The following is a 25035-nucleotide window of genomic DNA, read 5'->3' as shown; positions in this document are numbered from 1 at the left end:
CAATTAAGGAGGGTTTTTATTATGATTAGATCTTTGTATTCTGGAGTCAGTGGCATGAAAAATAATCAGACGGCATTGGACGTCATTGCCAACAATATTGCCAATGTCAATACGCCAGGTTTCAAATCTCAAAAAGTGGCTTTTGAAGATTTGATGAGTCAGACCATCAGCAATGCCACAACAAGCAGCGACACCAGCTTAGGGGCAAATGCCTCCCAAGTCGGTGTGGGCAGCACTGTCTCAGGAATTGCCTCGAATTTTTCTCAAGGGATTTCCCAAACGACGGAACGGGATTTGGATTTGGCGATAAATGGTAATGGTTTTTTTGTGGTGCAAGATATTAATGGTCGTGTGTACTATACCCGGGACGGCGCTTTTGAATTTGATAGCGACGGGTATTTGGTAAATAGAAATGGTTATCGGGTCCTCAGCAATGACGGCTCGACCATTCAGATTACCGACACCATTTCCAGTGTTACGGTGGATAGTTCGGGCCTGCTTACTGCATTAGATGAGGAGGGGAATGCAGTTTCCGGTTCAGGGGTAAATTTAGGGGTTGCCTATATTTTAAATCCGGAAAGTCTGATCCGGGAAGGGGGAAACCTGTACTCAAAGTCTGCGAGTACAAGGGTTGATCCGGACGCATCCGATACGGACTTTGGAATTGATATTGCAGGAAACGGTGGCCGGGGTACCGTGCTATCTCATAGGCTGGAAGCATCCAATGTGGATTTAACCACAGAATTCTCCGATATGATTGTCACCCAGCGGGCCTACCAGGCCAATGCCCGGGTAATTACCACATCGGATACCATGCTGGAAGAGCTCATCAACTTGAAACGATAATCAATTTGTTTGACAAAAAGGTTTAGGGAGGAGGAAGGAAGAATGATTCAAATAACCACTATGGATAAAAGAAAGGTGGCTCTCAATCCTGACCTTTTGGAACGCGTAGAGACGATACCTGAAACAGTATTGACGCTTACGAATGGGAATAAGATTTTGGTTTGTGAAACCATGTCTGAAGTTATTGGGAAGTTCCTGACCTATAAGAGACTAATAGCCGGGGGCCCTGAGCTGCCGGATGCGGAAGACCAAGGATTCTTTAAGGAGAGATAACCGAAATATGATCGTGGACAATGAAAACAATGCTGAGGAGCCCCAAAAGAAAAAGAGCAAGAAAAAACTGGTGATCATCGCATTGATTGTTTTCCTGCTTGCCGTGGGAGTAGGCGCTTTCGGCGTATTAAAATTCAATGTTTTAGGGTTAGCGGGAAAAATACCCCATCAAGCGAAGGAGGAAAAAACAACCAGCCTTAGTTTTGATGAAGTGCAGGTGAATTTGGCCGATCGGGACCATTATCTAAGTACTACGGTTGTGATTGAATATCCTGAGAACAAGAAAATTATCAAGGAAATCACCGATAAAAACTACAAATTAAAGGATGCCATTATTGAAGTATTACGCAGTAAATCAGTGGATGATTTGGATACCGAGGAAGGTACGGCCAAGTTAAAAGAGCAATTACTGAACAGAATTAATGGTGAGTTGACCACGGGAAAAGCCAAATCCGTCTATTTTGAAGAATTTCTGATCCAATAGGGGAGGAGCTATGGATGACTTATTAAGCACGGAAGAAGATTTATCCTCGTTCTTTTTGGGAAAAAAAGACGCCGTGAAAAAGGTAAAGAAGGTGCAGTTTTCTCCTTTACAGAAGGTGGCCGTAGCAGAGAAAAGCAGTTCCCTTTCCAAGCTCAGGGATTTAAAACTTACTATTTCCGCTGAAATGGGAAGAACAACGATCACGATACGGGATCTTTTGGCATTAAAAGAAGGAGCGGTGCTGGAACTAGACAAGCTGGCCGGGGAAATGACAGACATTTATGTGAATGAACATAAAATTGCCCAGGGAGAAGTATTGGTGATCAATGACGTTTTTGGGGTGAGATTAAATTTTATAAACTGTATTAAAAAGGCCAATTTGAGAGAGGAAGGTTAAATGGACCAGATTTGGTGGACATTTTTAAAGATGCTGATCGCGCTTCCCATTGTTTTAATTTTAGTCTCACTGATGCTGCGCTATAATTTGAGGTCTTTTCAGCAACGTTGTGGACAAAACCGGATCATCCGGTTGGTAGACAGGCTGGCCTTGGATAAAAATACTGCGGTCTATATTGTGGAAGTACAGGGGAACTTTTATTTAATGGGAAGCCAGCAGAATCATCTGGTTTTACTCGACAGGCTGGACCATTTTGATCCTGTTCAGGAGCCCTGCACAGAAAGAATGGGGGATTTTGAATCTTTATTGACCGCAAAATTGTCCGGCTTTTCCCGAACCGTAACGGAGAAGCTTCATGGGGGGAAAGGTAAAAAGGAAAATGACAAATAGGGCAAAAATAATTTTACTGATCATTTTAGTATTCTTTGCTTTGGTGGTACCGGCTTATGGAGAACCGATCCCCTTTCCGAACGTTGATTTAAACATTCAGCAGGCCGATCAACCCCAAGAAGTAATGGACAGTGTGAAGCTCCTGGTCATTTTGACGCTCTTGTCCCTGGCTCCTGGTTTCTTAATCATGATGACCTGTTTTACCAGAATTGTGATTGTACTCTCTTTTGTGCGGTCTGCTCTGGGCACCCAGCAAATACCGCCCAACCAAATTATTATTGGATTGGCCTTAATTTTAACGGTATTTATTATGAATCCGGTATTACAGCAGGTAAACGATCAGGCCGTCAAGCCTTACCTGGCGGAACAAATCAGTCAGGAAGAGGCTGTGGAAGCTGGTTCTCTTCCCATTAAAAAATTTATGCTCAAAGAAACCAGAGAAAAAGACTTGGCTTTGTTTTTGAGCATTGCCAAAGAGGAAAGGCCGCAGAATCAAGACGCTGTTCCTTTTCGTGTCGTGCTGCCGGCATTTGTCATTAGTGAACTAAAAACAGCCTTTCAGATGGGGTTCTTGCTTTTCGTTCCCTTTTTGATCATTGATATGGTTGTGGCCAGTATTTTGATGTCCATGGGTATGTTTATGCTGCCGCCGGTAATGATTTCTCTTCCCTTTAAAATTTTGCTTTTTGTGATGGTGGACGGGTGGTACCTAGTGGTGAAGTCATTGGTGGAGAGCTTTTAAAGAAAATTGGCACTGTTCGGTAGACCATGAAAAAGGGATGGAAGTTAAAATGGAGCAGTTAATGATATTAAAAATAGCCCGGGAAGCTTTGTTGCTTATTTTATTGCTTTCCGCCCCGGCTTTGCTGGTGGGCCTTTTGGTGGGCGTGGCGATAAGTGTGGTGCAGGCGGCCACGCAGATTCAAGAGCAAACTTTGACGTTTGTGCCCAAAATAGTGGCTATAATTATTACGTTATTAATCACGGCGTCCTGGATGATGGACATGCTGGTTTCATTTACGGGGAACATTTTTAGTCAGCTGGCCAATTATGTATGGTAAGGAGAAAGGTTTTTGATCGACTTAACGCTTTGGCTTGTCTTTATCTTAGTCTTAATCAGGGTTGCCTCATTTCTTGTTGCCTCACCGGTTTTTTCTCTGAGGAACATACCCAATAACGTAAAAATAGGTGCCGCCCTGATTCTTGCCCTGGTTTTGCTTCCTCAAATTCAAACCGGGAATGTGCTCGTCCCGGATAATGCGGTGCAGTTTGCCGGCTATGTAGTTAGTGAAACACTGACTGGATTGGTCCTGGGGATGGCGGCCAGTTCCATTTTTGCCGCTGTGCGCATGGCCGGGCAATTGATGGATATCCAAATCGGTTTCGCCATGGCCATGATTGTGGATCCGGCAAACGGGACGCAAAACACTTTGGTCGGTCAGTTTTTATACCTGATAGGCGTGTTGTTGTTTTTTTCTCTTGATATTCACCATTTATTGATTTCCGCATTGGCGAAAAGTTTTGACCTGCTGGCACCCGGAGGCCTTTTAATCACGGGACAGGTTATCTTAAATCTCATGAAAACATATTTTCTTATGTTTACCTATGCGGTGCGTATGGCTTTACCGGTAGTCGTTGTTTTAATTATCAGTGATATTTCCTTAGGGCTGATTTCTAAAACCGTGCCCCAATTCAATGTTTTGATGATCGGCTTTCCCCTCAAAATAGGTGTGGGAATTTTGACATTGGTCCTGCTGCTTCCGGTATTAGCTACGATCATCGGCAATTTGTTTCAGACCATGGACAACCAGATTCTGCTGCTGCTGGGGGGAGGTTAAATGGCTCCCGAACGATCGTCCGCCGCTGGAGAAAGGACTGAAGAGGCTACTCCACGCAGGCGGGAAGAAGCGAGAAAAAAAGGACAGACGGCGAAAAGTATTGATTTTAATGGCGCTTTCAATCTTTTCGCCATGGTTCTAATGATATATATCTTTCAGGATCAGTTTTTCCAAAATTTTTATTCGTACAGCGGAGAGTTTTTTGGTCACCAATTATTGACAAAGACCGAAGAATTGCCGAACGTTTTATTCCATGCCGTAATCTTGTATTTCCAAATGATGTGGCCGGTTTTTCTTACCGCTGTGGTCATTGCTTTGGCTACAAATCTAGCCCAGGTTGGTTTTATGTTTACCGTTGAACCTTTGAAACCGTCTTGGGACAAGTTGAATTTTATTCAGGGTCTGCAGAGGATATTTTCCAGACGGACATTGGTGGATTTGGCAAAAAGCCTGGCGAAAATTGCTGTTATTTCTTTTGTGGTGATTATAGTAGTAAAAAGGAAGATCATCACCGTTTTCGGGCTTAGTAATCTGGAGATACCGACCATTGTCCAGGAAGGCAGACAAATTTTATTTTCCATAGCAGTGGCCGTAGTGATTGCCTATCTGATCATTGGCATCTTTGACTTGCTGTACCAGCGTTATGAATTTCGTAAAAACCTGCGCATGACGAAGGAGGAAATAAAAGAAGAGTACAAGCAGACCGAGGGGAATCCGGAAATCAAATCAAAATTGAAGGCAAGACAGAGACAGCTGGCTATGCGGCGCATGATGCAGGAAGTACCAAAAGCTACCGTGGTGGTCACAAATCCGACCCACTTTGCCGTAGCGATTAAATACGTGCGGAAGGAAATGCCGGCGCCGGTAGTTGTGGCCAAGGGAGCGGACCTTTTGGCGGAAAAAATAAAGCAGGTTGCCCGGGAAAATCAAGTACCTGTGATGGAAAATAAGCCTGTAGCGCAATTCCTTTACCGTCATACGGAGATCGGAGATTCGATTCCGGATGAACTTTACCAGGCTGTGGCAGAAATTTTAGCTGTTGTTTATCATAAGCATAAAAAACGTTTTTGAACGATGAGTCAAAAGTCTAAAGTCGAAAGTTAGTTAAGTGTCTTAAAGGCCGCTAAAGATCTTTGGCTTTCGGAACTTAGACAGAATCGTTCCGGAGTGTGAAATAATTTCTGACTTTGGACTTTAGACTTTCGGCCTTTGACTCATGTTTGGGAGGGGAGAAATTGGCGTCAAGAGCATCAACCTTGGAAATCGTAAAAGGGAATTATGATTTATTAGTGGCTGGTTTCATTATCGGCATTGTTTTAATGATTATTATTCCTCTTCCCACCTTTATGCTGGATATTTTATTAGTTTTCAGCATGACGTCGGCCATGATTATTTTTCTGATCACGCTGTTTACAGAGGAACCTTTGCAGTTTTCGGTGTTTCCTTCCTTGCTGCTGATCACCACCCTGTACCGTTTAGCCTTAAACATTTCTTCTACCCGGGCCGTTTTGTCCCAGGCTTACGCAGGTAAAGTGATCTCTGCTTTTGGAGATTTTGTGGTGGGCGGAAATTATGTGGTTGGTCTGGTTGTTTTTATCATTATTATGGTGGTGCAATTTGTGGTAATCACCAACGGATCCAGCCGGGTTGCGGAGGTGGCGGCCAGGTTTACCCTGGACGCTATGCCAGGGAAACAAATGGCCATTGACGCTGATTTTAATGCCGGGTTAATCACGGAAGACCAGGCAAGAGAACGGCGGGCCAAATTGCAAAAGGAAGCCGATTTTTTTGGCTCTATGGATGGGGCAACCAAATTTATCAAAGGGGATGCCATTGCAGGCGTAATTATTACATTTATTAATATTATCGGCGGCTTAATCATCGGCCAGACCAGCATGGGCATGAGTCTCACCGAGGCCGCCCAAACTTATACCATATTAACGATTGGAGACGGTTTGGTTAGCCAAATACCCGCTCTTTTGATTTCGACGGGAACCGGTATCATGGTGACCCGAAGCAAGTCGGGTCAGAGTTTCGGACGTGATTTTTCCGGCCAAATCCTCACCTTTCCCAAGGTGATCGCTTTGGCATCCGGGATCCTTTTCATTCTCAGTTTAGTGCCGGCTTTACCCAGGTTCTTGTTTTTAAGTATGGCCGCAGGCACCTTCTTTCTCTTTTGGGTGCTCCGTCAAGAAGAACAGAAGGACCAAAAGAGAATGGAGAGAGAAAAAATCCAAACCAGTCAGGAAGAACAAAGACAGCCGGAAAATGTGCAAAAGCTTTTTAAAGTGGATCCCCTGGAAATTGAAATTGGCTATAAGCTGGTCGCTTTAACGGACACCAGCCAGGGAGGAGACTTGCTGCAACGACTGGCCACCGTACGCCGGCAGTGTGCCTCGGAGTTAGGAATTTATGTCCGTCCCATTCGCATCAGGGACAATCTGCAATTGGATCCAAGTAAGTATGTGTTTAAGATCAAAGGAGTGGGGCTGGCCCAGGGGGAGATTATGCCCAATTATTATTTGGCTATGGATGCCGAAAATACCGGGCGCCGCATGGAAGGAATTCCCACCAAGGAACCTACCTTTGGCTTGCCTGCCCTTTGGATCAAAAGCGAGCAAAAAATTCCCGCCGAAATTCAGGGCTTTACCGTGGTAGATGCTGCCACCGTGATGATTACGCATCTCACGGAGTTTATTAAAGCCCATGCCTATGAGTTGTTGGGGCGGCAGGATGTAAAAGAATTACTGGATATGGTGAAGGAAAACGACCCGGCAGTGGTGGAAGAGTTGATTCCGGATACCTTGTCTCTGGGAGAGATCCAAAGGGTGCTGCAGAATTTGTTGCGGGAGCGGATCCCTATCCGGGACCTGGTGACGATCCTGGAAGCATTGTCGGATGGGGTAAGAAACAGCCGGGATGCGGATTACCTGACCCAATACGTGAGAATTGCTTTAGGAAGGACGATCTGCCAATTATTTGCCAACCAGGACGGCAAGATCTCTGTGATTACCTTGGAGCCAAAGCTGGAGCAATTAATTGCCGATTCCATCCAAATGGTTCAAGAAGGGGGATATCCCGTGTTGGAACCGGGAAAAGCCCAAAACATCATTGGGCAGCTGACCACGATATGGGATCAATTATCCTTTCAAGGTATGCAGCCGGTGCTTTTATGCTCCGCTAAGGTGAGACTGCCTTTCAGGCGTTTAGTGGAGAAGTATCTGCCGCAACTGAATATTATGTCCATCAGTGAATTGGTGTCCGATACAGAAATTGAATCTGTTGGGGTGGTGAAGATGGGTTGAAAATAAAGAAATATTTGGTCGATAGTATGAGCGAAGCCATCCGGATCATCAAACAGGATTTAGGCTTGGAAGCGGTGATTGTCAGTTCCAGAAAGGTGAGGCAAAAAGGATGGCTCGGATTTATGAAACCCAGGATCTGGGAGGTTACGGCAGCCATCGATAAGGAAAAAGGAACGGGAGCAATCGAGCGCAGTCCCAGTGATATTTTCTCCAAACAAGATGATATCAAACGGGAAATGGCGGAAATCAAGACGATCTTGAAACAATTCTCCCTGGGACAAGGCAGAGCGAAAACCAGTTTTAGTGATGCCCACTTGGCCCGCTGGGAGGAATGCCTTCTGGAAGCAGGGATTGACGCCAAACTAATTACGGCATTGCTTCATGAGATCAAGGTTGATTCGTCTCAGGACCAGGAGAAAATTGATAGCTCCATTTATGAGGAAATCCGCACCAGGATTTACTCTTTGTTAACCGAGATTTATCGTGACGGGCCCCGGAAAAGAATCTTTGCTTTTATTGGACCGACGGGAGTAGGCAAGACGACGACCATTGCCAAACTGGGCGCCCAATTTGCTTTGTTTCACCACAAAAAAATCGGCATTATTACTATTGATACCTATCGTATTGGCGCAGTGGAACAGCTGAAGATCTATGGGGATATTATTGAGGTTCCGGTGGAGGTAGTGATGACGCCGGCAGAACTTAGGGAGGCAGTAGACCGGAATAGCGATAAAGATGTGATTCTGATTGATACCTCCGGGCGTTCATACAAGAACGCCATGCAGTTAAATGTATTGAAAGGCTTTTTAGACAAGATTCCTGAGGCAGAAGTATTCTTGGTCCTGAGCTGTACCACAAAAGAGAGCGATTTGATCAAAAATGTAGAGAACTTCGCACGGCTCAGATTCTCCCGTTTCATTTTTACCAAAACCGACGAAACAAGCAGTTTAGGGAGCATCTTGAATTTGACGATAAAACTGAAAATACCGGTTGATTATATTACCAGCGGGCAAAACGTGCCTGATGATATTGAATTGATGCACCCGGGAAAATTAGCAGGAATGGTGTTGGGGGGGGAGATGAGTGATGGACCAGGCAGAAAGATTAAGAGACATGGCTCAGTATCATTACAAGACATCTGAGTCTGTGATTAAAGGACCGCGGACGATTGCCGTTACCTCAGGTAAAGGCGGGGTGGGGAAGACCAATGTGGTCGTTAATCTGGCCGTACAGTTAGGAAAAATGGGTAAAAAAGTAGTCATCCTTGATGCGGATATTGGATTAGCAAACACAGAGGTCTTGCTGGGCATGGTCCCGGATTCCAGTATCTACGATGTTTTCACCGGCGAAAAAACCATTGCCCAAATCGCGGTAGACGGACCCTTTGACGTGAAGCTGATTCCCGGCGGCACGGGCTTTCGAGATATCGCTCATCTGGAGCAAAATCAAATCGAAAGAATCAGCGACAGCCTGAACAAATATGTGGAGGGATATGATTATTTCTTTATTGATACGGGGGCCGGTATTTCCAAAAGCGTATTAGGCTTTATTGCTGCCGCCCAGGAAGTGATCGTGGTGGCTACTCCTGAACCGACTTCTTTAACGGATGCGTACAGTATGATTAAAATTCTGGCGGTTTTTAAGATCCATTCCTCCGTGCATTTGATTGTGAATAGAGCGGTAAGCAGTTCAGAAGCCAACCAGACGAGAAGAAAAATGGATATGGTGACGGGAAAATTTCTTCAGGTGAATATTAATCATTTAGGGTGTATTTATGAGGATCAATACGTGGCAAAAGCAGTAAAAAATCAACAACCCTTTGTGCTGTCCTATCCCAACAGCACTGCCGCCCAAAATATTCGGGAGATTGCCTCTTCCCTTTTGAATGTGAAGGAAGAAAAGGTTGATGGTGTTAGTAAATTGATTAAGAAATTAATTCATTTATTTGGCTAGGAGGCCGAAAGATGCAGCTAAATGAGTGCCTTGGTGTGAAGCAGAAAATAGAAATAAAAAAGAACGGGGACCGGGAGTTCTACGTTTCAGCCGTGCAACAATTAAATAACAACAGTCTATATATTGATGTTCCGCTCCTGGCCCGTCGCCCTTTGGTCCTTGCACCGGGTACCTTAGTCAATGTCCGGTTTGCCTCAGGAGAAGGACAGTTTGAATTCGATGCGCAAGTGGTGGGTTCTCACCCAGGAACCATACCCTTCTACGAAATATCCCTGCCCAAGGATATCCGGGTGGGCCAGCGCAGGAGTTTGTTTCGACTGGGTATCATCCTGGATGCGGAATGTTGGGAGGAAATGCCTTCTCCATCCCCCACGAGTAAGGAAAAAACCCTCCCAAAGAAGGTTAAGGCGAAAACCGTGAATATCAGTGGCAGCGGTGTGAAGATCAGTAGCTTTGAACCGTTAAAAAATGGCCAGCAATTGACATTATTGATTAAATTTGAGGGCGCGGAGCCCCAGAAATTTCTCACAAAAGTGATGTGGACGAACAGAGAACAGCGCTATGATGATACGTATATTTATTATTCCGGCCTGAAATTCGTCAATATTTCCCGTAAAGCTCAAGACAACCTGATTAGTTATCTCTTTAAAATACAAGCGCGCAGAAGATTAATTGAAAAAGCAGGAGAGTAATCGCATGGTTTCGGACTTATGGGAGAGGTTTTTGCAGAATCGGGATGAAAACTTAAGACAAGAGTTGATTCTTCACTATATCCCTTTGGTGAAATATATTGTGCAGCGGATTAATGTGAAAATTCCCCGCTCTTTAGATGAGGAAGATTTATTAAGCTGTGGCCTGATTGGCCTCATGGAAGCCGTGGACAAATACAATCCGGAAAATGGGGCCAAATTCGAAACCTATGCCACTTACCGGATTAAAGGAGCGGTATTGGATCAGGTCAGAAAAGCGAATTGGCTGCCTCGATCCGTGTTCCGAAAAATCCAGGCCCTCATGGATACCTGTCAGAAGCTGGAGCAATTCGGAGAGACACTAACGGAACAGGCGGTCGCCTCTGCCGCGGGGATGTCTTTAGAGGAATATCATGAAGCACTCGTTGATATCAGCAATATTGCCTGTGTGTCTTTGGATGAAGTGATCGTCTCCTCTGATTCCCCAGATCCGGTTAAAATAATGGAGGATTGTGAACTGAAAACAGTGCTAAGGAACGCCTTGGAAAGGCTGAACGAAAAAGATAAATTGGTATTATCTCTTTATTATCATGAAAAATTGACTTTAAAGGAAATTGGAAAGGTGCTCAATATTTCTGAATCCCGTGTTTGCCAGCTCCATGGAAGAGCTATCCTGCGGGTGCGATCATTGTTGGAGGAAATGGGCTATGCCTAATTTAATTCATCTTTTATTCGGTTTATCGGTAATGATGGCTTTATTGTTTATCGGGTTGATTTATTGCTTAAGTAAATTTCCTTGGTCTCAGCCTGATTCGGGGGCAACCCCGGATCCAGTAGAGATATCCCATCAAAAGGAAAAAAAAGGGGAGATTAGCGAAGAATACGAGACTGAAGAGGGAACTCATTTCGAACAAGAGCTGGATGAGATATACCGTCAATTGGAGTTACGGGAGATGCGGGACGCAGAAAAAAATTTGGATCAGGATTCCCCTAAATATAGCGATATTTACCAGGCTTTTGACGCAGGACAATCCATCACCGATATGGCGCGAAGCTTTGGTAAAACTACGGGTGAAATAGAGCTAATACTTAATCTGAGGGGACATCTGAAACAAGAGGAAATTATTTAGGGTAGAGGAGAGTGTGGTGATTAAGACGTTGGACAAGAACAGTTTTGGATGTGAGAACAAGTCGGAAAGTTCATTTTCGTCTTCCGGCAAAGGAGACCCCATGGCTTATCACGCCTTCACCCAAAGGCTGAAAACATCTGTGGGGATTGATTTGGGCGGCTATAAAACCACGCAAATGCAGCGCAGAATCGAACATTTTATTGAACGGTGCAAGTGCTCCGGGCATGAACAATTTCTCCAATTATTAAAGCAAAATACGGCTGTGAAAGATCAGTTTATCAAGTATCTCACCATTAATGTGACAGAATTTTTACGGAATCCGGATCTTTTTCGGTATTTAGAAACCAACATTCTGCCCGGAATGGTGCAAAAGACTGGTACGGTAAAAATATGGAGTGCCGCCTGTTCCAATGGTGCCGAGCCTTATTCTATGTCCATCATCATGCAAAGCAGTTTTCCCAGTAAACCTTTTCATATTGATGCTACCGACATTGATGATGAAATGCTGCAAAAGGCAAAGGCCGGGGAATACATGGGAGATGTCTTAAAAAACCTATCGCCCCAAAGATTGGCGACTTATTTTGAGCCAAACGGTCCGGGGGTAAGAATAAAAAAGTCAGTTTCCGCCCATGTGTCTTTCCGCAAACACAACTTATTATTGGATGTTTATGATAAGGGATATGATCTGATCGTGTGCCGGAATGTAACGATATATTTTACTCCGGAAGCCCAAGAATACTGTTACCAGGGATTTTCCAAGTCACTTAATTCCGGAGGAGTCTTATTTATCGGCGCCAGTGAAAATATTTTTAATTACAGAAAATATGGTTTAGAGAGGATTTGTCCCAGTTTCTTTCGAAAAATATAAATATAGGGGTTTGGGTATAGGGTTTGGAGAAGATGATAGATTAACAACAATGGGAGAGTGAAAAAATGGCAAGAATTTTAATTGTGGATGATGCAGCTTTTATGAGAATGATGTTGAAAAACATCCTGGAGAAAAATGGTCATGAGGTTGTGGGAGAGGCGGAAAACGTGGAAATTGCCGTGGAGATGTATAAGTCTTCCCAGCCTGAGTTGGTAACGATGGATATTACGATGCCAAAAGTAAGTGGGATTGAAGGGGTCAAACAGATTATGGCTATGGATCCCAGTGCAAATATTATTATGGTTAGTGCCATGGGTCAACAGGCGATGGTGATGGACGCGGTGAAAAGCGGCGCCAAGGATTTTATTGTCAAACCATTCCAACAGGAGAGAATTCTTCAAGCAGTGGACAAAGTGCTGCAGCGGGCAAAATTGATATAGCCGCTATAAAAGGAAGGTAGGTTGTCGGTTGTGACGGAAGTCCTTTTTCAACATGAGATTGATTCCCTAATTGAGTCCCTTGCCACAGGAAACTTAAACATCGATAGTTTTAAGCCGGCGCCCTCTTCACCGGTAAAGAACTTTGATTTTAACCGTCCCAACAAGTTTTCCAAAGAGCAGATGTTGAGCTTGGAATTAATCCACAATAGTTTTGCCAGAATGCTCAGCAACTTTATGTCTGCCTATTTGCGCTCGAGTATTAAAATCAGGGTGGCCCAAGTAGAACAGCTCACCTATGAGGATTTTGTCAGTTCGGTGCCCAGCCCCACCTTGATTACGGTATTTGGCTTGGAACCTTTAAAACGGACGGCCATCTTTGAAACAAATATGCAGTATGTTTTTCCTGTCTTGGAGCTGATGTTTGGGGGAAGGGGCAATGCGGCGGAAAAGGTTCGAGCTTTAACAGAAATTGAGATTTCGGTGATGAAGAAATTTCATGCCAAGGTTCTGGATCTTTTCAGCAGGGCTTGGACGGATATTTTTGAAATCAAAACAACAATTGAATCCATGGAGACGAACCCCAGGTTCAGTCAAACGATTACTCCTAAGGAAACGGTAGCGGTGATTTCCTTTGATACTTTTATTGGAGATTCCAGCGGCGTAATAAATATTTGTATTCCCTATATTGTCTTGGACCCGGTTATTAGCAGGTTGTCGGCCCATTATTGGCTTACGGAGAACATGGGTGCGCCGGATAACTTGGAATTAGCCTTTGCCGAGAGAACAGTCTCTAAAGTGAAAGCTGATTTATCCGTGCTTATGGGTACCGTAGATATTTCTGCCAGGGACTTTTTACAGCTGCAAAAAGGCGACGTATTACAGTTGAACCGGTCCATCAAGGAGGACTTAGATTTTTATGTCGATCATCTACTTAAATTTAAATGCAAACCCGGTACTTCGGGGAACAAACTGGCCATACAAATTGCAGGCGATGTTGAAGGAGACTGATACACATGTCTAAGTTTTTAAATCAAAGCGAAATTGACGCCCTTCTGAAAAAAGACTATGAACAGGAAGAACTCTTGTCCCCGGAGGAATTAGATGCCTTAGGTGAAGTAGCCAATATTTCCATGGGATCGGGTGCTACGGCTCTTTCCGAATTAGTGAACCATAAAGTAGAAATTACCAACCCGCAGGTTTTGCAGGTGGATTTAGAAGAGTTTCTGGATCACCTGCCCAAACCTCACTTAGCCATCAGCGTAGAGTTTATCAGCGGTCTTTTGGGGTCCAATTTATTGGTGATCAGTAATCAAGACGCTGGGATATTGGCCAAAATGATGATGGGGGAATCCCCCACATCCGATACGGAATATTTGGATGAGATCCAAATCAGCGCGGCCAGTGAAGCGATGAACCAGATGGTGGCATCGGCCGCCACCGCCATGTCCCAGGTTTTTCAACGTACAGTGAATATTTCTCCTCCGGATATTAAACCCTTCACCCATCAGGTGCTGGATGAATTAATCCGAAAAACCAAATTGGTTGCTATCAAATTCAATATGAAAATCGGGGATTTTTTAAATTCAGAACTTTTCCAAATCCTTCCGATTGAAACAGCGAAAGAGCAAGCGCGACTCTTATTTGAGACGACAGAGGTCCCACCCCCTGTTTCGGCTCCCGACAATCAAATGATTACTCCTTCGGTAAGTAATCAGCCGGTAATCAGCGAGCCTGTAAGTAATCCGCCTTTCAACCGGCCTATAGAGGAAGCTCCTTATGACATAAGAATGAATGCCGGTGCTGCATCGGAAGTTTTTTCCGGTGATACCAATATCGACTTGATATTAGATATCCCTCTTACGGTTTCCGTGATACTGGGAAGAACAAAAAAACCAATTCAGGAAATTCTCATGTACCAAAGCGGCTCGATTGTAGAACTAAATCGCTTAGTGGAAGAAAACGTGGATATTATGATCAATGATGTTTTGGTAGCTAAAGGGGAAGTAGTGGTGATTAATGATAACTTTGGTGTGCGGATTACGAATATCATAAACCCGAAAGAACGGATTACTCAGTTAAGAAACGGGTCATTGATATAAAAATTTCAGAGGAGGGACCATATTCACAGCTTTCGTCATGTGGCGCATAGGTGAAGGGGATGCAGAATAGGACAAAAGAGAGAGGAAAAAGAGGAGAATAAGGAGGACTAAAAAAAAATGAGGCTCAACGCGATTAGAAATAAACTTATGGTATTATTATTATCGACAACAGTAATATCCATTGTATTGATTGCGGTTTTTATCAATTACACCATGGAAAAACAGCTCACAGAGGATTTTATTCAGTCAACTTCTGCTGAGGTGAAGCAGGTTGACAATGCCATCAATGTATTTTTCCAAGGGATGAAAGAAAACTGTGCCTATCTGGCCCAAAATGCGCTGGTGCAGAAGCCGGACAAAAAGGTTACTACCTATATGGACAAGACCGGGGAGCAAGCGAAAATGACTCCTTCCCAAAATGGAGGAGATGAACAGGGCATTTATGAAGAATTTGTTAAATATGCCGAGTCTCATCCAGGCACGGCCTATGTCTATATGGGAACAAAAGACGGGGGGTATATTCAGTGGCCGGAAGAACAGCTGAATGACAATTATGATCCCCGGGTCCGACCCTGGTATGAAAATGGCGTAGCCGGCAACGGTCAGGTATTAATATCAAAAGCCTATTATTGGGAGCCGGCGCAGGCAGTGGAAATCAGTCTGAACAAGACGATTACCGATGCAGCGGGGCAAGTGATCGGGGTGATGGGCCTGGACACTAGTTTGAACACATTGACCGATTTGGTTAATAAAATAAAAATCGGCCAAACCGGTTTTGTCGTTTTAACGGAGCCGGACGGTACCATTTTAGCCCATCCGAAAAACAAGGAAATGAACTTCAAGAACTATAAAGACCTTAAAGTGGAGGGCTTAGAGGATATTACCAAGGCGAAAGACGGTGTTTTCGACGTCAAGATCAACGGCAAATCTTATTTGGCTAACGTATTTACATCTCCGGCACTGGGTTGGCGGTTTATCTCCTTGGTGGAAACGTCGGAGTTGCTCAGTGAAGCCAGACACATCCAATGGATTTCCTTCCTGATTGCCTTGGTTGTGATTATAGGAGTATCCCTAATCTCACTGGTATTTTCCAACCGCTTAGCGAAGCCTTTAACGGTATTGGCCGAACAGATGAACCGTACCGGTTCGGGTGATTTAAGCTGTGATATTTCCCCTGAATATCTCAAGAAAAATGATGAAATTGGATTGCTGGCAAAGGCTTTTAAACAAATGGTGGAAGGATTGCGCAACTTAGTGGTGCACATTCAGGAAAGTTCTGAAAATATGGCGGCAGCGTCACAGCAGATGTCGGCAAGTACCCAGGAAATTTCCCGGGGGTCCCAGGAGCAGGCTCATCAGGTACAGATCATTTCCCATACTATGGAACAGGTGTCCGGTGAGGATGAGCAATTAGCCCAGCAGGCAAGGGAGGCCGCCTTGGCGGCTCAGGAGGCCAGCGCTACCGCCAGTAAAGGCGGCGTGGCCATTACCAATGTGGTGAGCGGGATGCGGGAAATCAATCAAAACATGCATCAATTAAACCGGAATTCCCAAAAAATTGGCGAAATCATCTCCGTTATTGATGACATCGCGGACCAGACCAACCTGTTGGCATTGAATGCAGCCATTGAGGCGGCCCGGGCAGGGGAACACGGCAGGGGATTTGCCGTTGTGGCGGATGAAGTGAGGAAATTGGCCGAGCGTTCCGGAAAAGCGACCAAAGAAATTACCCAATTGATTGCCAATATTCAACAAGACATGGTTAATGCTGTGGCGGTCACGGATAAAGGAGAAAAAATGACGGAAGAAGCGGGACAGTCATTTTCCCGGATTACCGAGCTGGTAAATAAGACCTCAGGCTTAATTAATGAGATTGCTGATGCTGTGGAACAGCAGGCCACCAGTGAAGGTGATTTGCTGGGTGCCACGGGAAATATTGCTTCCGTTACGGAAGAAACGGCGGCCGGCATTGAGGAAATTGCCGCCTCTGCAGAAGAATTGGCCGCCATGTCGGAAAGACTGCAGAATATGGTAAAAGGCTTTAAAGTTAGTTAAGGATCTGGATAAAATTGGTTTAAGGAGGTTTTTAGATGGACAACCAATTTGTGCTCTTTAAAATGGTGGGAGAATTATATGGCATCAACATTACCTGTGTATCCGAAATCATCAGAATGCAGCAGGTAACCAAAATCCCTAAAACCCCTGATTTTGTAGAAGGAATTATCAATTTGCGGGGAAGGATCATTCCCGTGATTGATTTGAAAAAACAACTGGACTTGGGTGGCGTGGAACAAACCAACGATACCAGAATCATTGTTGTTTCGATCGATCAGGAGACGGTAGGATTAATTGTGGAAGAAGTAACGGAAGTTTTGACGCTGCCTTCGGAAAGCATTGAACATATCTCATCGATGGAAACAAAGATTAATTTGGGTTTCATCCAGGGGATCGGCCGGTGGAACGACAAACTGATTATTTTGCTGGAAACTAAAAAAATTCTTTTGGACCAGCAGTTCAGAGAATTAACCGAGTTAGTACTGGAAGAGCCTGCTTGATTGTCTCCAGCAAAAATAAAATAGAATCATGAGAAAACGGGGACAGGCACCTGGTTGAGTCTGAAAATAAGACCGATCAACCAGGGGACCTGTCCTCATGATTATGATTACACCTGATTATTGTTCAATCATGCGCATCATTTCATTGATATCATTAGTGGGGGCATGGCACGAGAAATCCCGGCACACATATGCCGTGGATTTTTCATGAATAGGATGATAATCTTTGATGAAGGGAACATTTTCTTCCAGAGATTTGTCGGCAACCAAAATGATGCTGTGGGGCAAAAATCTCTTGTTTAAGGCACGAAGCATTTCTTTGACACCTTGGGCCCCTTGTTTGCTGGTCAGAATGATCTCGTAGGACGGGCTTATCGTGTACAAATATGCCATGAGAAAATAGCAGTATCCCGGCGGGTATTGTTTCACCGTGCGTCCAAAAGTTTGAAAAATCCTCTCGGCTTTTTCTTCCCAATGGTTTTGCCCGGAAAGCCGGGCCAGGCGCAAAAAGTTAAGAGCCATTACCGAATTTCCGGAAGGACTGGCGCCGTCATAAATTTCTTTGGGCCGGGCAATCAGTTTTTCGCCGTCATTGCCGTAGAGGAAGCACCCTCCCTGGGCTTCATCCCAAAAAAGATTCATCACTCCCTGGGAAAGGTTTAAGGCTTCCCTTAAGTAGTTTGTTTCAAAAGTTGCCTGATAGAGTTCAATCAGCCCCCAGATGAAAAAGGCATAGTCATCAATATATCCCGGGTAGGCGGCTTCGCCTTCCCGATAACGGGCCAGCAATCTGCCGTCTTTTTGCCGAAGCTCTTTCAGGATAAAACGGGCGGCGGTGGCTGCTGTCTGCCCGTAAAGGGGTTTCCCCAAAACGCGGGCGGCCAGGCTGAAAGCGGCAATCATTAAACCGTTCCAGGATGTGAGGGTTTTATCGTCTTTAAAAGGGTGAATGCGTTTTTCCCGGGCGGAAAACAGACTTTGCCGCTGGGAGAGATACTCGTTCCGTTTTGTTAGAGAGTCTTTACCGATCAGGTTGGTAATGCTTTTTCCGGCAAAATTACCTTTCTGAGAAATATCATAAAAACGGCAAAAAGCTTCTCCCGCCTGCTCCCCAAGAATCTTCTTTACCTCTTCGGGGTCCCATAAGTAAAATTTTCCTTCTACTCCTTCTGAATCAGCATCTTCCGCCGAGTAAAAAGCGCCGTGGGGAGATAGCATATCTCTTTGGACGTAGGTGAGGATTTCTTCCCCAATCTCTGCGTAGAGCTGATTTTGGGTATCCTGAAAAGTTTCCAAGTAAGCGATGGCTAATAAAGCATTGTCATAAAGCATCTTTTCGAAGTGAGGAACCAGCCATTTTACATCCGTGGAGTAACGGGCGAATCCATAACCGATGTGGTCATATATTCCCCCCTTAAACATATTCTGCAGACTTTTTTCCACCATTTCCAGGGCTTTTCCTTCTTTAAATACTTTCCAGTACCGTAAAAGAAAAAATAGAACCTGCGGTGTAGGGAATTTGGGCGCTCGGCCAAAGCCGCCATAGATAGGGTCAAAGCTTTTTTCCAGCTGATGAAAGGCATCATGAATCACAGAGTCGGATAGATCTTCGGGAGGAATGCTCTCAGACAAGTGGGATTCCAGAGTTTTTAGAATTCTTTCACCGGAAGCAAGCACCTTGTTGCGGTCACTTTTCCATAAATCATCAATGCTGAGGAGAATGTCCCTCAGGCCGGGGATATGGCCTCGCCCTGTTTTGGGAAAATAGGTGCCGGAGAAAAAGGGTTCCTTGGCGGGAGTCATCACCACGGTCAGGGGCCAGCCCCCATGGCCGGTCATGGCCTGACAGACTGTCATATAAATGTGGTCCACATCAGGACGTTCCTCTCTGTCCACTTTAATGGATACAAAATGTTGATTGAGAACTTGGGCAATTTCTTCATCCTCAAATGATTCTCTTTCCATCACATGGCACCAATGGCAAACTGATTTCTGTAACCAATATCGTCAAGAGTACCCAATGCTTAGGAAAATAGGCTTATCTTCTTTTTTCGCCTTGTCAAAGGCTTCTTCGCCCCACGGATACCAGTCAACGGGATTGTATGCGTGTTGCAACAGATAAGGACTCTTTTCAGTCACTAAGCGATTGGGTACTCTGTTTGAATTAGTCATTTTATCACCTTCCTTCATAGATATAATAATTTAGTATACCCTAAAAAATAAAGGATACCACTATCATAATAGCAGTATCCTTCATATTACCTATAAACGACTTGAATTTTTATTTTCTCGTCAACCTTTGTATATACCACATACTCTATCAGTGTCTTATACAACTCGTTCTGTTCTTCCCATGTAAGGTCAGGATGGGCTATTAACTCTTTGAACTCCTTCAGTGCATCAACCCGTTCCGTTTTGCCTCTTTCCCTTAAATAGTTCAATTCCACTTCCAAGGCCTTGATGTCTTCAAGTATTTTTCCTTTCTCTGATTTCAGCTTGCCTTTACGCATTTTCAATTCATCTACTGAATATGCGCCAGCCTCATAAGCCTCATCTACACGGTCAATAGCAGTGTCCTTAACTTCAACAAGCCTTTTGCTAGTCTTGATTTCATCTTCAATGGCAGTAATCCTATCATTGTCAATCGTATCTATCTCATACTGTACGTCTGCTATGTGCTTTTCAATTAATTCATGTATCTTATCAATCAGTACCAGCATAGGACTACTTCTGTTATGACACTTATTGCCGAATGGGTCTTTATACCAACAATTCTTTACTGACAGTAAACCCTTTCTGTCAGACCGTTCAGTGAACCCTAAATAATGTCCGCAGCAACCGCACTTTATCAATCCTGTAAGAGGAAATATCGTTTTTGCAGTAGTCTTTCTAGGTGCCTTTGTTTTACGCTTTAAAAACACCTCTATTATGGTATGTTCCTCTTGAGTTTTTAACGATTTATGCAAGCCTTTAAACGTAAGCCATTTATCCTGAGGTATCCGTTTAAACTTTAATGCTATTGAAGACCTCTTTTTATGACCGTTGCCTTTTGATTTGCCTATGACTATGCACCCTCGGTCAGTTTCCTCACTATATTGAAGATGGGTTTTATCCAATAGTGTATCTCTGACCGTCTTACTCGTCCAATACCTTTTACCTTTTTTACCTGCTGTCAACCATCCTTTTTGATTCAGTTCATATGCTATTTGATTGGTAGATTTTCTATCAATAACTACTGAATCAATAATATATCTGTACGTTCTAAGTAATGTTTCATCTATGCTCAACATTCTAGCCTCTTTATTATATAAATAGGGAATAGGTGGAATACCATTGCTCCAATATCCCTTCTTAGCATTTTGAAACTTACCCTGTCTCAAACGCTTTTTAATCATTTTGTACTCTAACTTAGCAACGAATGATTGTATATCATAGGTGATATCATCCTGTTCGTTAGATAAATCCATGATTCGGTCTTTTATAACCAGTAATGTTTCTGAATCAATTAAAAGTTTCTTTACTAAATCTGACTCACTTGTACCAGCTCTACTAAGCCTATCTATATCCATAACCAAGATTGCATCATAACTATCCGGTTCATTTTCAAGATAGTACAGCAATTCTTGTGCCTTAGGCCTTAACTCTAAACTCTCCCCAGAGACGATTTCCTCAAATATGTCATATTCCCAACCATTTCTTTCACATATCTCAATCAATGCATTCTTATGATTATCAAGGTCTTTTTCACTTTCACCACGACTTTTTCTCAAATAGATTGCGACATACTTGATTTTAAAGTTCTCGTATGTAAACTCCATGTGTTGAACCACTATTTCACCTCCCCATGCAAGCGTGCTTTAATTTGAATCAGCTTCAAACTAAAACTCTTTAGTGCCTGCGAACTTGGCGAATTCGTTTCTATAACCAAGATGGACGGAGAGGTTACCGCTTCCTTATACTCTTTGTCAATAGCTGAAATACTTTCATTTACTGCTTTGTTGGATTTACCACAATCTTTATAAGTGCTTTCTATTTTCGCATTGTCCTGAACAGTTACAGAGTAGGGCATGTCAGATATAATAGATTTCTGACAGTTGTCATGTGATGTTTTCATAGCAAATACGCTCCTCTTATATATTTGCTACGAATACAAAACACGCCATAGTGCTTAGATTAACGATAAAATGCCCAATGTTCTCATGGAAAATTGGACACGTTCTAACCCATTAACACGTCCTTAAAGAAAATTCATTAATGATGTTATGCATATACAAATATTTCCACTAGTCCTAAAAAGGCATAAAAAATAAAAGAGCCGGACACTCATCACCAGTAATGAATGTCCGGCTCTTTTATAATACTTGTTTAATAACCGTGTAAGGTCATAATCAATAGGTCAGTTATATCTTCATTAAGTTTAAATACTTTGACTTGGTTCTCTTGTATACGCTGCTTTAAATAAGAAGTATTCGTATTTATTAAGCCCCATAGAGTACGTTCATCCTTTATTATGACTACACCATAGTTTGTAAATATTTTATATTCACATTCATTTTCTGCCATAACCATATTAATAAAGTTGATTATTTCCTCTTTTAAGTATAATTTCTCGTCAATATGTATTGTTATTCGGTCATAATTGTTACCTTTTGAAATTGTTCGTGAAAATCCCACACCTAAACTGTCTTTTACTATATCTTTTAGCATATCAGAATATCTACTCATCTTGCTTTTTATTTGTCTATGCTCACCCTTACTAAAATACTCGTTGCTAAACATGTAATTAACCCCTTAAACTGTTTGAAATGATTGTATCACAAACAAAGGTGCCTATAAACCCTGAAATTCGACAAATACAGCCTGCTACAACACTCCACAAGCCTTGATAATGCAGAAATAATCAACTGAATATAAAAAGTAGTTGGACACTCAATCATATGACCGAATGTCCAACTACTTTTTATTTTTTAATATTTACAAGCCCTCATAACAGCATCTTTATCTGTTGCAAGCGTTCCATGTCAATCTCTGAAAGGTTATCTGAAAATTGAAGGTGATTAAAATAACCTGCTGCGTCCGTATTCATTGTTTCTTCAACCTCGCTGATTATTCTCTTACTGTATGTTACCAGCTTCTGTATCAAATCATCGAAGTCCTCATCCGATAGAGTAGGGCAGTAATGATTTTGATTGAGTTTGAGGATTATCTTTTCATTTAAACTCTGTCCTATGCCATATTTTAACTTAGCAAGCTGTAACAACCGCCTGTAACCTGTTATATCGAAATTCCTAACGTAAATAACATTATATAGCATGTCATCATTTGAATTGAATAGTTTGAGTAGTTTCTTACGGTCATAGTCTACAGCTGCACTAGCCGTCTTTAAATTTATTTGATTACCTTCACCGGCATCCTGATTGTAAGACCTGATGGCTGCTGCCACACTACCACTACTGGACTTCAAATATATTTGTGTTGTCTTTGAAACAACCCCCGGTGCCATAACAAAACTTATATAGTTTTGCAGAAAAGCAACAGACTCTTTTCTTAATTCACGTTTACCAATCCTGCCTATTGGCTTTTCGTAAAGCTGACCAGTATAATCAACAAGGTCATTATAGATTTCTTTGGTCATCACCATAGTTTTATTCATGTCGTTCCAACTCCTTTAAGATAAAACTTTTAAGAATTTTAAGGTATTTTTCTTAATCTCCAATCTTATATTTCTGTCTATATATTTTGTTTTTCTCAAAACCCCACTCTGGAAGCCTTTGAAGCAAGAAAATTACAACCTAAAACCTTAAATTCTGAAATTTTATCAATATGAAGTTTGTCTGTTAGCTATAAATTTCTTTGAATCAGGCCTGACAGCTCTGAAAATCAAGGTTCAAATTGGTTTGCAAGTCGTTTATCAAAGGTAATTGTTTCACCTGCAATGTACCTCTTATGAACTAATACTGTTTAGATCCATGCAGACATACTTTTATAACCAGCCATGAAAATGTCCCAAATATTTCAACAAACCTTGATTTACTCAATACTCCAATTTCATAACATGCCATGTTTATGTAGAAAAAATCCTTCAGTATTCCAAATTCATTATCAATGCTTACACTTTGGAGCAGAATCAAACCGTATCAACAAGCCAATTTAATGTATCAGTTTTATTGAAACCTTATACTTTTTCATAACAGGGTATGCTATGATACCCCATTATCAACTAGGCCTTTTGCTGTCTAAAAAATCGTATTTTGAATCAATCAAAAGAGCCATGCACAAAGCTATTTCAATATTCCTTGAGTTAATACTAAAATTGAACTTACATTCTCCCATCTGGACGTATTTTTGATTTCACATTTATTTTATTAACCCCATGTATTACATGATTTCAAAGCATAAAGAACTTACTTTCACCCTTTGGAAAGATATTTTGATTTCACGTTCTACCAAATCCAATAACCCTTTGCTGGAACCCTCTGGTGCTTGTTCTAAGCCCTTTTTATATCTCACCCCATACCCGAATACCCCCAGAACCATTTTAACCCTCTGGACACCCCTTGAAATTGTTCCGGCAAATCCTCAATCTAAACTAGCCCCCATACCTTCAGACTCCATTTTAAGGCATAACAAAAGCCCCATCCTTGATTTCAGAGGTGCTTTTGTCGTTGGCTATGAAGTTGTAAAATGACCGTCAGTATCCTAGCTTTATATTGTAATTCGCTAGTCTGAATGTCTCCCGATTACTCTCCCGAACCATACGAATCAGATTATGAGAATTGCAGTATTCCTTGTCGCAGTAGTTGGCTATATAGTTCAAGACCCCCGAATACCCTTCCATGACAGCTTTATTTATTTCTTTAAGATTTTCATTGACCTTTCCATTATCTCTATTTATTCCACCCGAGTTAATCTCAACAGTACCGCTCTTTACCAATAAAGATATTGCTGCAAGCCTGAATGTACCAAAGCTGTAATGGAGATATAGGATAGGTGGCATTTCGTTCACGACTTCCAGTTCTTCTTCCAAGTAATCAAGGGTCGTGTTGGCAACGGCATACCTAAGCCTTTCTACTGCTTTTTCACCCTTGAGCCTGATAATGTCATTCCATTTTACGGAATTTGTAGACCCGTCAAGCTCAATCATGCCGCTATTCACAGCCTCTGAAAACACTTTCTGCGACAGATAGAAAATGTAGACCCCTGCATAAACCTTATAAGCGTAGGGTCTGCCGTTTTTCGATATAATCGTTTCGACCTTATAATTGATTTCCATTACATTTGCCTCCTCACCAAAAATGTTTTCGTGCCTTTTTCATGTTCAAAGTCTTTCAACAACTTTATTACAGGGATTTCATCATCAAAATTGACGATATCGAATTCGCCCGTTGCTGTTTGATAAAACCACATCCAGCACCCATAATCTACAACGTCAAACTCTAACCGACACATATCTTCCTCAATGCGCTGCTGGTCATTTATTTCCATGTCCTGCCTTCCTGCAACGTGCTTAGGGGATACACGCAGGTCAGAAAATGAACGGATAAAGGTATTAAAGTACCAATCAAACTTACAAAGGGCCTTATCCTCATCTGAAAATGCTTCGTACATCTGCAAAAGAGCCAATCGCAGCAATTCCTTTGTTTTCACCTTCAATCACGGCCTTTCAAGTTTTTATTTTTATTGTGTTGATTGTTTTTTCCCCAGATAATAAAAAAAGGTCAGATATGTACGAGAAGTACAATACCTGACCTCTATTAATTGAAACTGT

The 25035-nt window shown here is 42.6% G+C and carries 27 protein-coding genes and 1 pseudogene; 21 read left to right on the top strand and 7 right to left on the bottom strand.

Going from position 1 to position 25035, the window contains the following annotated elements; genetic code table 11:
• The first annotated feature begins 21 nt into the window (after window positions 1-21).
• From flgF to DCMF_RS13515, 21 genes are all read left to right on the top strand, one after another.
• The gene (gene flgF / locus DCMF_RS13615) at window positions 22-846 is read left to right on the top strand and encodes a flagellar basal-body rod protein FlgF (protein ID WP_148134920.1); all 825 of its coding nucleotides are present in this window, start codon (window positions 22-24) and stop codon (window positions 844-846) included.
• A gap of 42 nt (window positions 847-888) precedes the next feature.
• Complete coding sequence (locus DCMF_RS13610) at window positions 889-1119, top strand: flagellar FlbD family protein (RefSeq protein WP_148134919.1); 231 nt, start codon at window positions 889-891, stop codon at window positions 1117-1119.
• Between the two features lie 7 nt (window positions 1120-1126).
• Entirely contained in the window at window positions 1127-1603 is a 477-nt protein-coding gene (locus tag DCMF_RS13605) for a flagellar basal body-associated FliL family protein (RefSeq protein ID WP_214659332.1), read from the top strand.
• Between the two features lie 10 nt (window positions 1604-1613).
• Window positions 1614-2000, top strand: coding sequence for a flagellar motor switch protein FliN (gene fliN, locus DCMF_RS13600; RefSeq protein WP_148134917.1), 387 nt, complete (start codon window positions 1614-1616; stop codon window positions 1998-2000).
• Window positions 2001-2390 carry a flagellar biosynthetic protein FliO gene (locus DCMF_RS13595; protein WP_148134916.1) on the top strand — a complete coding sequence of 130 codons (390 nt, stop codon included), beginning with the start codon at window positions 2001-2003 and terminating at the stop codon, window positions 2388-2390.
• Window positions 2380-3132, top strand: a complete 753-nt coding sequence (fliP, locus tag DCMF_RS13590; protein WP_236860271.1) for a flagellar type III secretion system pore protein FliP — start codon at window positions 2380-2382, stop codon at window positions 3130-3132. The genes DCMF_RS13595 and fliP overlap by 11 nt, the downstream gene beginning before the upstream one ends.
• A gap of 49 nt (window positions 3133-3181) precedes the next feature.
• Window positions 3182-3451, top strand: coding sequence for a flagellar biosynthesis protein FliQ (gene fliQ, locus DCMF_RS13585; protein WP_148134914.1), 270 nt, complete (start codon window positions 3182-3184; stop codon window positions 3449-3451).
• A 12-nt stretch (window positions 3452-3463) separates the two neighbouring features.
• Complete coding sequence (gene fliR / locus DCMF_RS13580; RefSeq protein WP_148134913.1) at window positions 3464-4228, top strand: flagellar biosynthetic protein FliR; 765 nt, start codon at window positions 3464-3466, stop codon at window positions 4226-4228.
• Window positions 4229-5299, top strand: coding sequence for a flagellar biosynthesis protein FlhB (flhB, locus tag DCMF_RS13575; RefSeq protein ID WP_148134912.1), 1071 nt, complete (start codon window positions 4229-4231; stop codon window positions 5297-5299). It begins immediately after the preceding gene.
• 164 nt (window positions 5300-5463) lie between these two features.
• Window positions 5464-7533, top strand: coding sequence for a flagellar biosynthesis protein FlhA (gene flhA / locus DCMF_RS13570; RefSeq protein ID WP_257790961.1), 2070 nt, complete (start codon window positions 5464-5466; stop codon window positions 7531-7533).
• Window positions 7530-8675 (top strand): flagellar biosynthesis protein FlhF, encoded by a 1146-nt coding sequence (gene flhF / locus DCMF_RS13565; RefSeq protein WP_148134911.1) that lies wholly within the window; start codon window positions 7530-7532, stop codon window positions 8673-8675. The genes flhA and flhF overlap by 4 nt, the downstream gene beginning before the upstream one ends.
• Window positions 8620-9486, top strand: coding sequence for a MinD/ParA family protein (locus DCMF_RS13560; RefSeq protein WP_214659331.1), 867 nt, complete (start codon window positions 8620-8622; stop codon window positions 9484-9486). Before flhF ends, DCMF_RS13560 begins: the two co-directional genes overlap by 56 nt.
• An 11-nt stretch (window positions 9487-9497) precedes the next feature.
• Window positions 9498-10178: a flagellar brake protein gene (locus tag DCMF_RS13555; protein ID WP_148134909.1), complete on the top strand. Its 681-nt coding sequence runs from the start codon at window positions 9498-9500 to the stop codon at window positions 10176-10178.
• A 4-nt stretch (window positions 10179-10182) separates the two neighbouring features.
• Window positions 10183-10890 (top strand): sigma-70 family RNA polymerase sigma factor, encoded by a 708-nt coding sequence (locus DCMF_RS13550; protein ID WP_148134908.1) that lies wholly within the window; start codon window positions 10183-10185, stop codon window positions 10888-10890.
• Window positions 10883-11305, top strand: a complete 423-nt coding sequence (locus DCMF_RS13545) for a hypothetical protein (RefSeq protein ID WP_148134907.1) — start codon at window positions 10883-10885, stop codon at window positions 11303-11305. The genes DCMF_RS13550 and DCMF_RS13545 overlap by 8 nt, the downstream gene beginning before the upstream one ends.
• A 16-nt stretch (window positions 11306-11321) precedes the next feature.
• A complete protein-coding gene (locus tag DCMF_RS13540) occupies window positions 11322-12173 on the top strand; it encodes a CheR family methyltransferase (RefSeq protein WP_148134906.1) in 852 nt (283 codons plus the stop codon).
• Window positions 12174-12238: 65 nt separating this feature from the next.
• Window positions 12239-12613 (top strand): response regulator, encoded by a 375-nt coding sequence (locus DCMF_RS13535; protein WP_148134905.1) that lies wholly within the window; start codon window positions 12239-12241, stop codon window positions 12611-12613.
• Window positions 12614-12643: 30 nt separating this feature from the next.
• A complete protein-coding gene (gene fliM, locus DCMF_RS13530; protein WP_236860331.1) occupies window positions 12644-13621 on the top strand; it encodes a flagellar motor switch protein FliM in 978 nt (325 codons plus the stop codon).
• 5 nt (window positions 13622-13626) lie between these two features.
• Window positions 13627-14712, top strand: coding sequence for a flagellar motor switch phosphatase FliY (gene fliY, locus DCMF_RS13525; RefSeq protein ID WP_148134903.1), 1086 nt, complete (start codon window positions 13627-13629; stop codon window positions 14710-14712).
• Window positions 14713-14829: 117 nt separating this feature from the next.
• Window positions 14830-16767, top strand: coding sequence for a methyl-accepting chemotaxis protein (locus DCMF_RS13520; RefSeq protein WP_148134902.1), 1938 nt, complete (start codon window positions 14830-14832; stop codon window positions 16765-16767).
• A gap of 35 nt (window positions 16768-16802) precedes the next feature.
• Complete coding sequence (locus tag DCMF_RS13515) at window positions 16803-17267, top strand: chemotaxis protein CheW (RefSeq protein ID WP_148134901.1); 465 nt, start codon at window positions 16803-16805, stop codon at window positions 17265-17267.
• A gap of 117 nt (window positions 17268-17384) precedes the next feature.
• Here the strand turns inward: DCMF_RS13515 and DCMF_RS13510 are convergent.
• From DCMF_RS13510 to DCMF_RS13470, 7 genes and pseudogenes are all read right to left on the bottom strand, one after another.
• Window positions 17385-19439 (bottom strand): annotated as a pseudogene (locus DCMF_RS13510) (thioredoxin domain-containing protein).
• 86 nt (window positions 19440-19525) lie between these two features.
• Window positions 19526-21097, bottom strand: coding sequence for a recombinase family protein (locus tag DCMF_RS13500; protein WP_148134898.1), 1572 nt, complete (start codon window positions 21095-21097; stop codon window positions 19526-19528).
• Window positions 21097-21381: a hypothetical protein gene (locus tag DCMF_RS13495; protein ID WP_148134897.1), complete on the bottom strand. Its 285-nt coding sequence runs from the start codon at window positions 21379-21381 to the stop codon at window positions 21097-21099. Before DCMF_RS13495 ends, DCMF_RS13500 begins: the two co-directional genes overlap by 1 nt.
• 251 nt (window positions 21382-21632) lie before the next feature.
• On the bottom strand, window positions 21633-22046 hold the full coding sequence (locus DCMF_RS13490; protein ID WP_148134896.1) for a hypothetical protein: 414 nt from the start codon (window positions 22044-22046) through the stop codon (window positions 21633-21635).
• 205 nt (window positions 22047-22251) lie between these two features.
• Window positions 22252-22920: a hypothetical protein gene (locus DCMF_RS13485; RefSeq protein ID WP_148134895.1), complete on the bottom strand. Its 669-nt coding sequence runs from the start codon at window positions 22918-22920 to the stop codon at window positions 22252-22254.
• A gap of 1038 nt (window positions 22921-23958) precedes the next feature.
• On the bottom strand, window positions 23959-24540 hold the full coding sequence (locus DCMF_RS13475) for a hypothetical protein (protein ID WP_148134893.1): 582 nt from the start codon (window positions 24538-24540) through the stop codon (window positions 23959-23961).
• On the bottom strand, window positions 24540-24914 hold the full coding sequence (locus tag DCMF_RS13470) for a hypothetical protein (protein ID WP_214659330.1): 375 nt from the start codon (window positions 24912-24914) through the stop codon (window positions 24540-24542). Before DCMF_RS13470 ends, DCMF_RS13475 begins: the two co-directional genes overlap by 1 nt.
• Window positions 24915-25035 lie beyond the last annotated feature (121 nt).

It is taken from the genome of Candidatus Formimonas warabiya (genome assembly GCF_002777255.1).
Classification (GTDB): Bacteria; Bacillota; Dehalobacteriia; order Dehalobacteriales; family Dehalobacteriaceae; genus Formimonas; species Formimonas warabiya.
The sequence above is the reverse complement of the archived record's forward strand: the minus strand, read 5'-3'. Positions and strand labels throughout refer to the sequence as shown.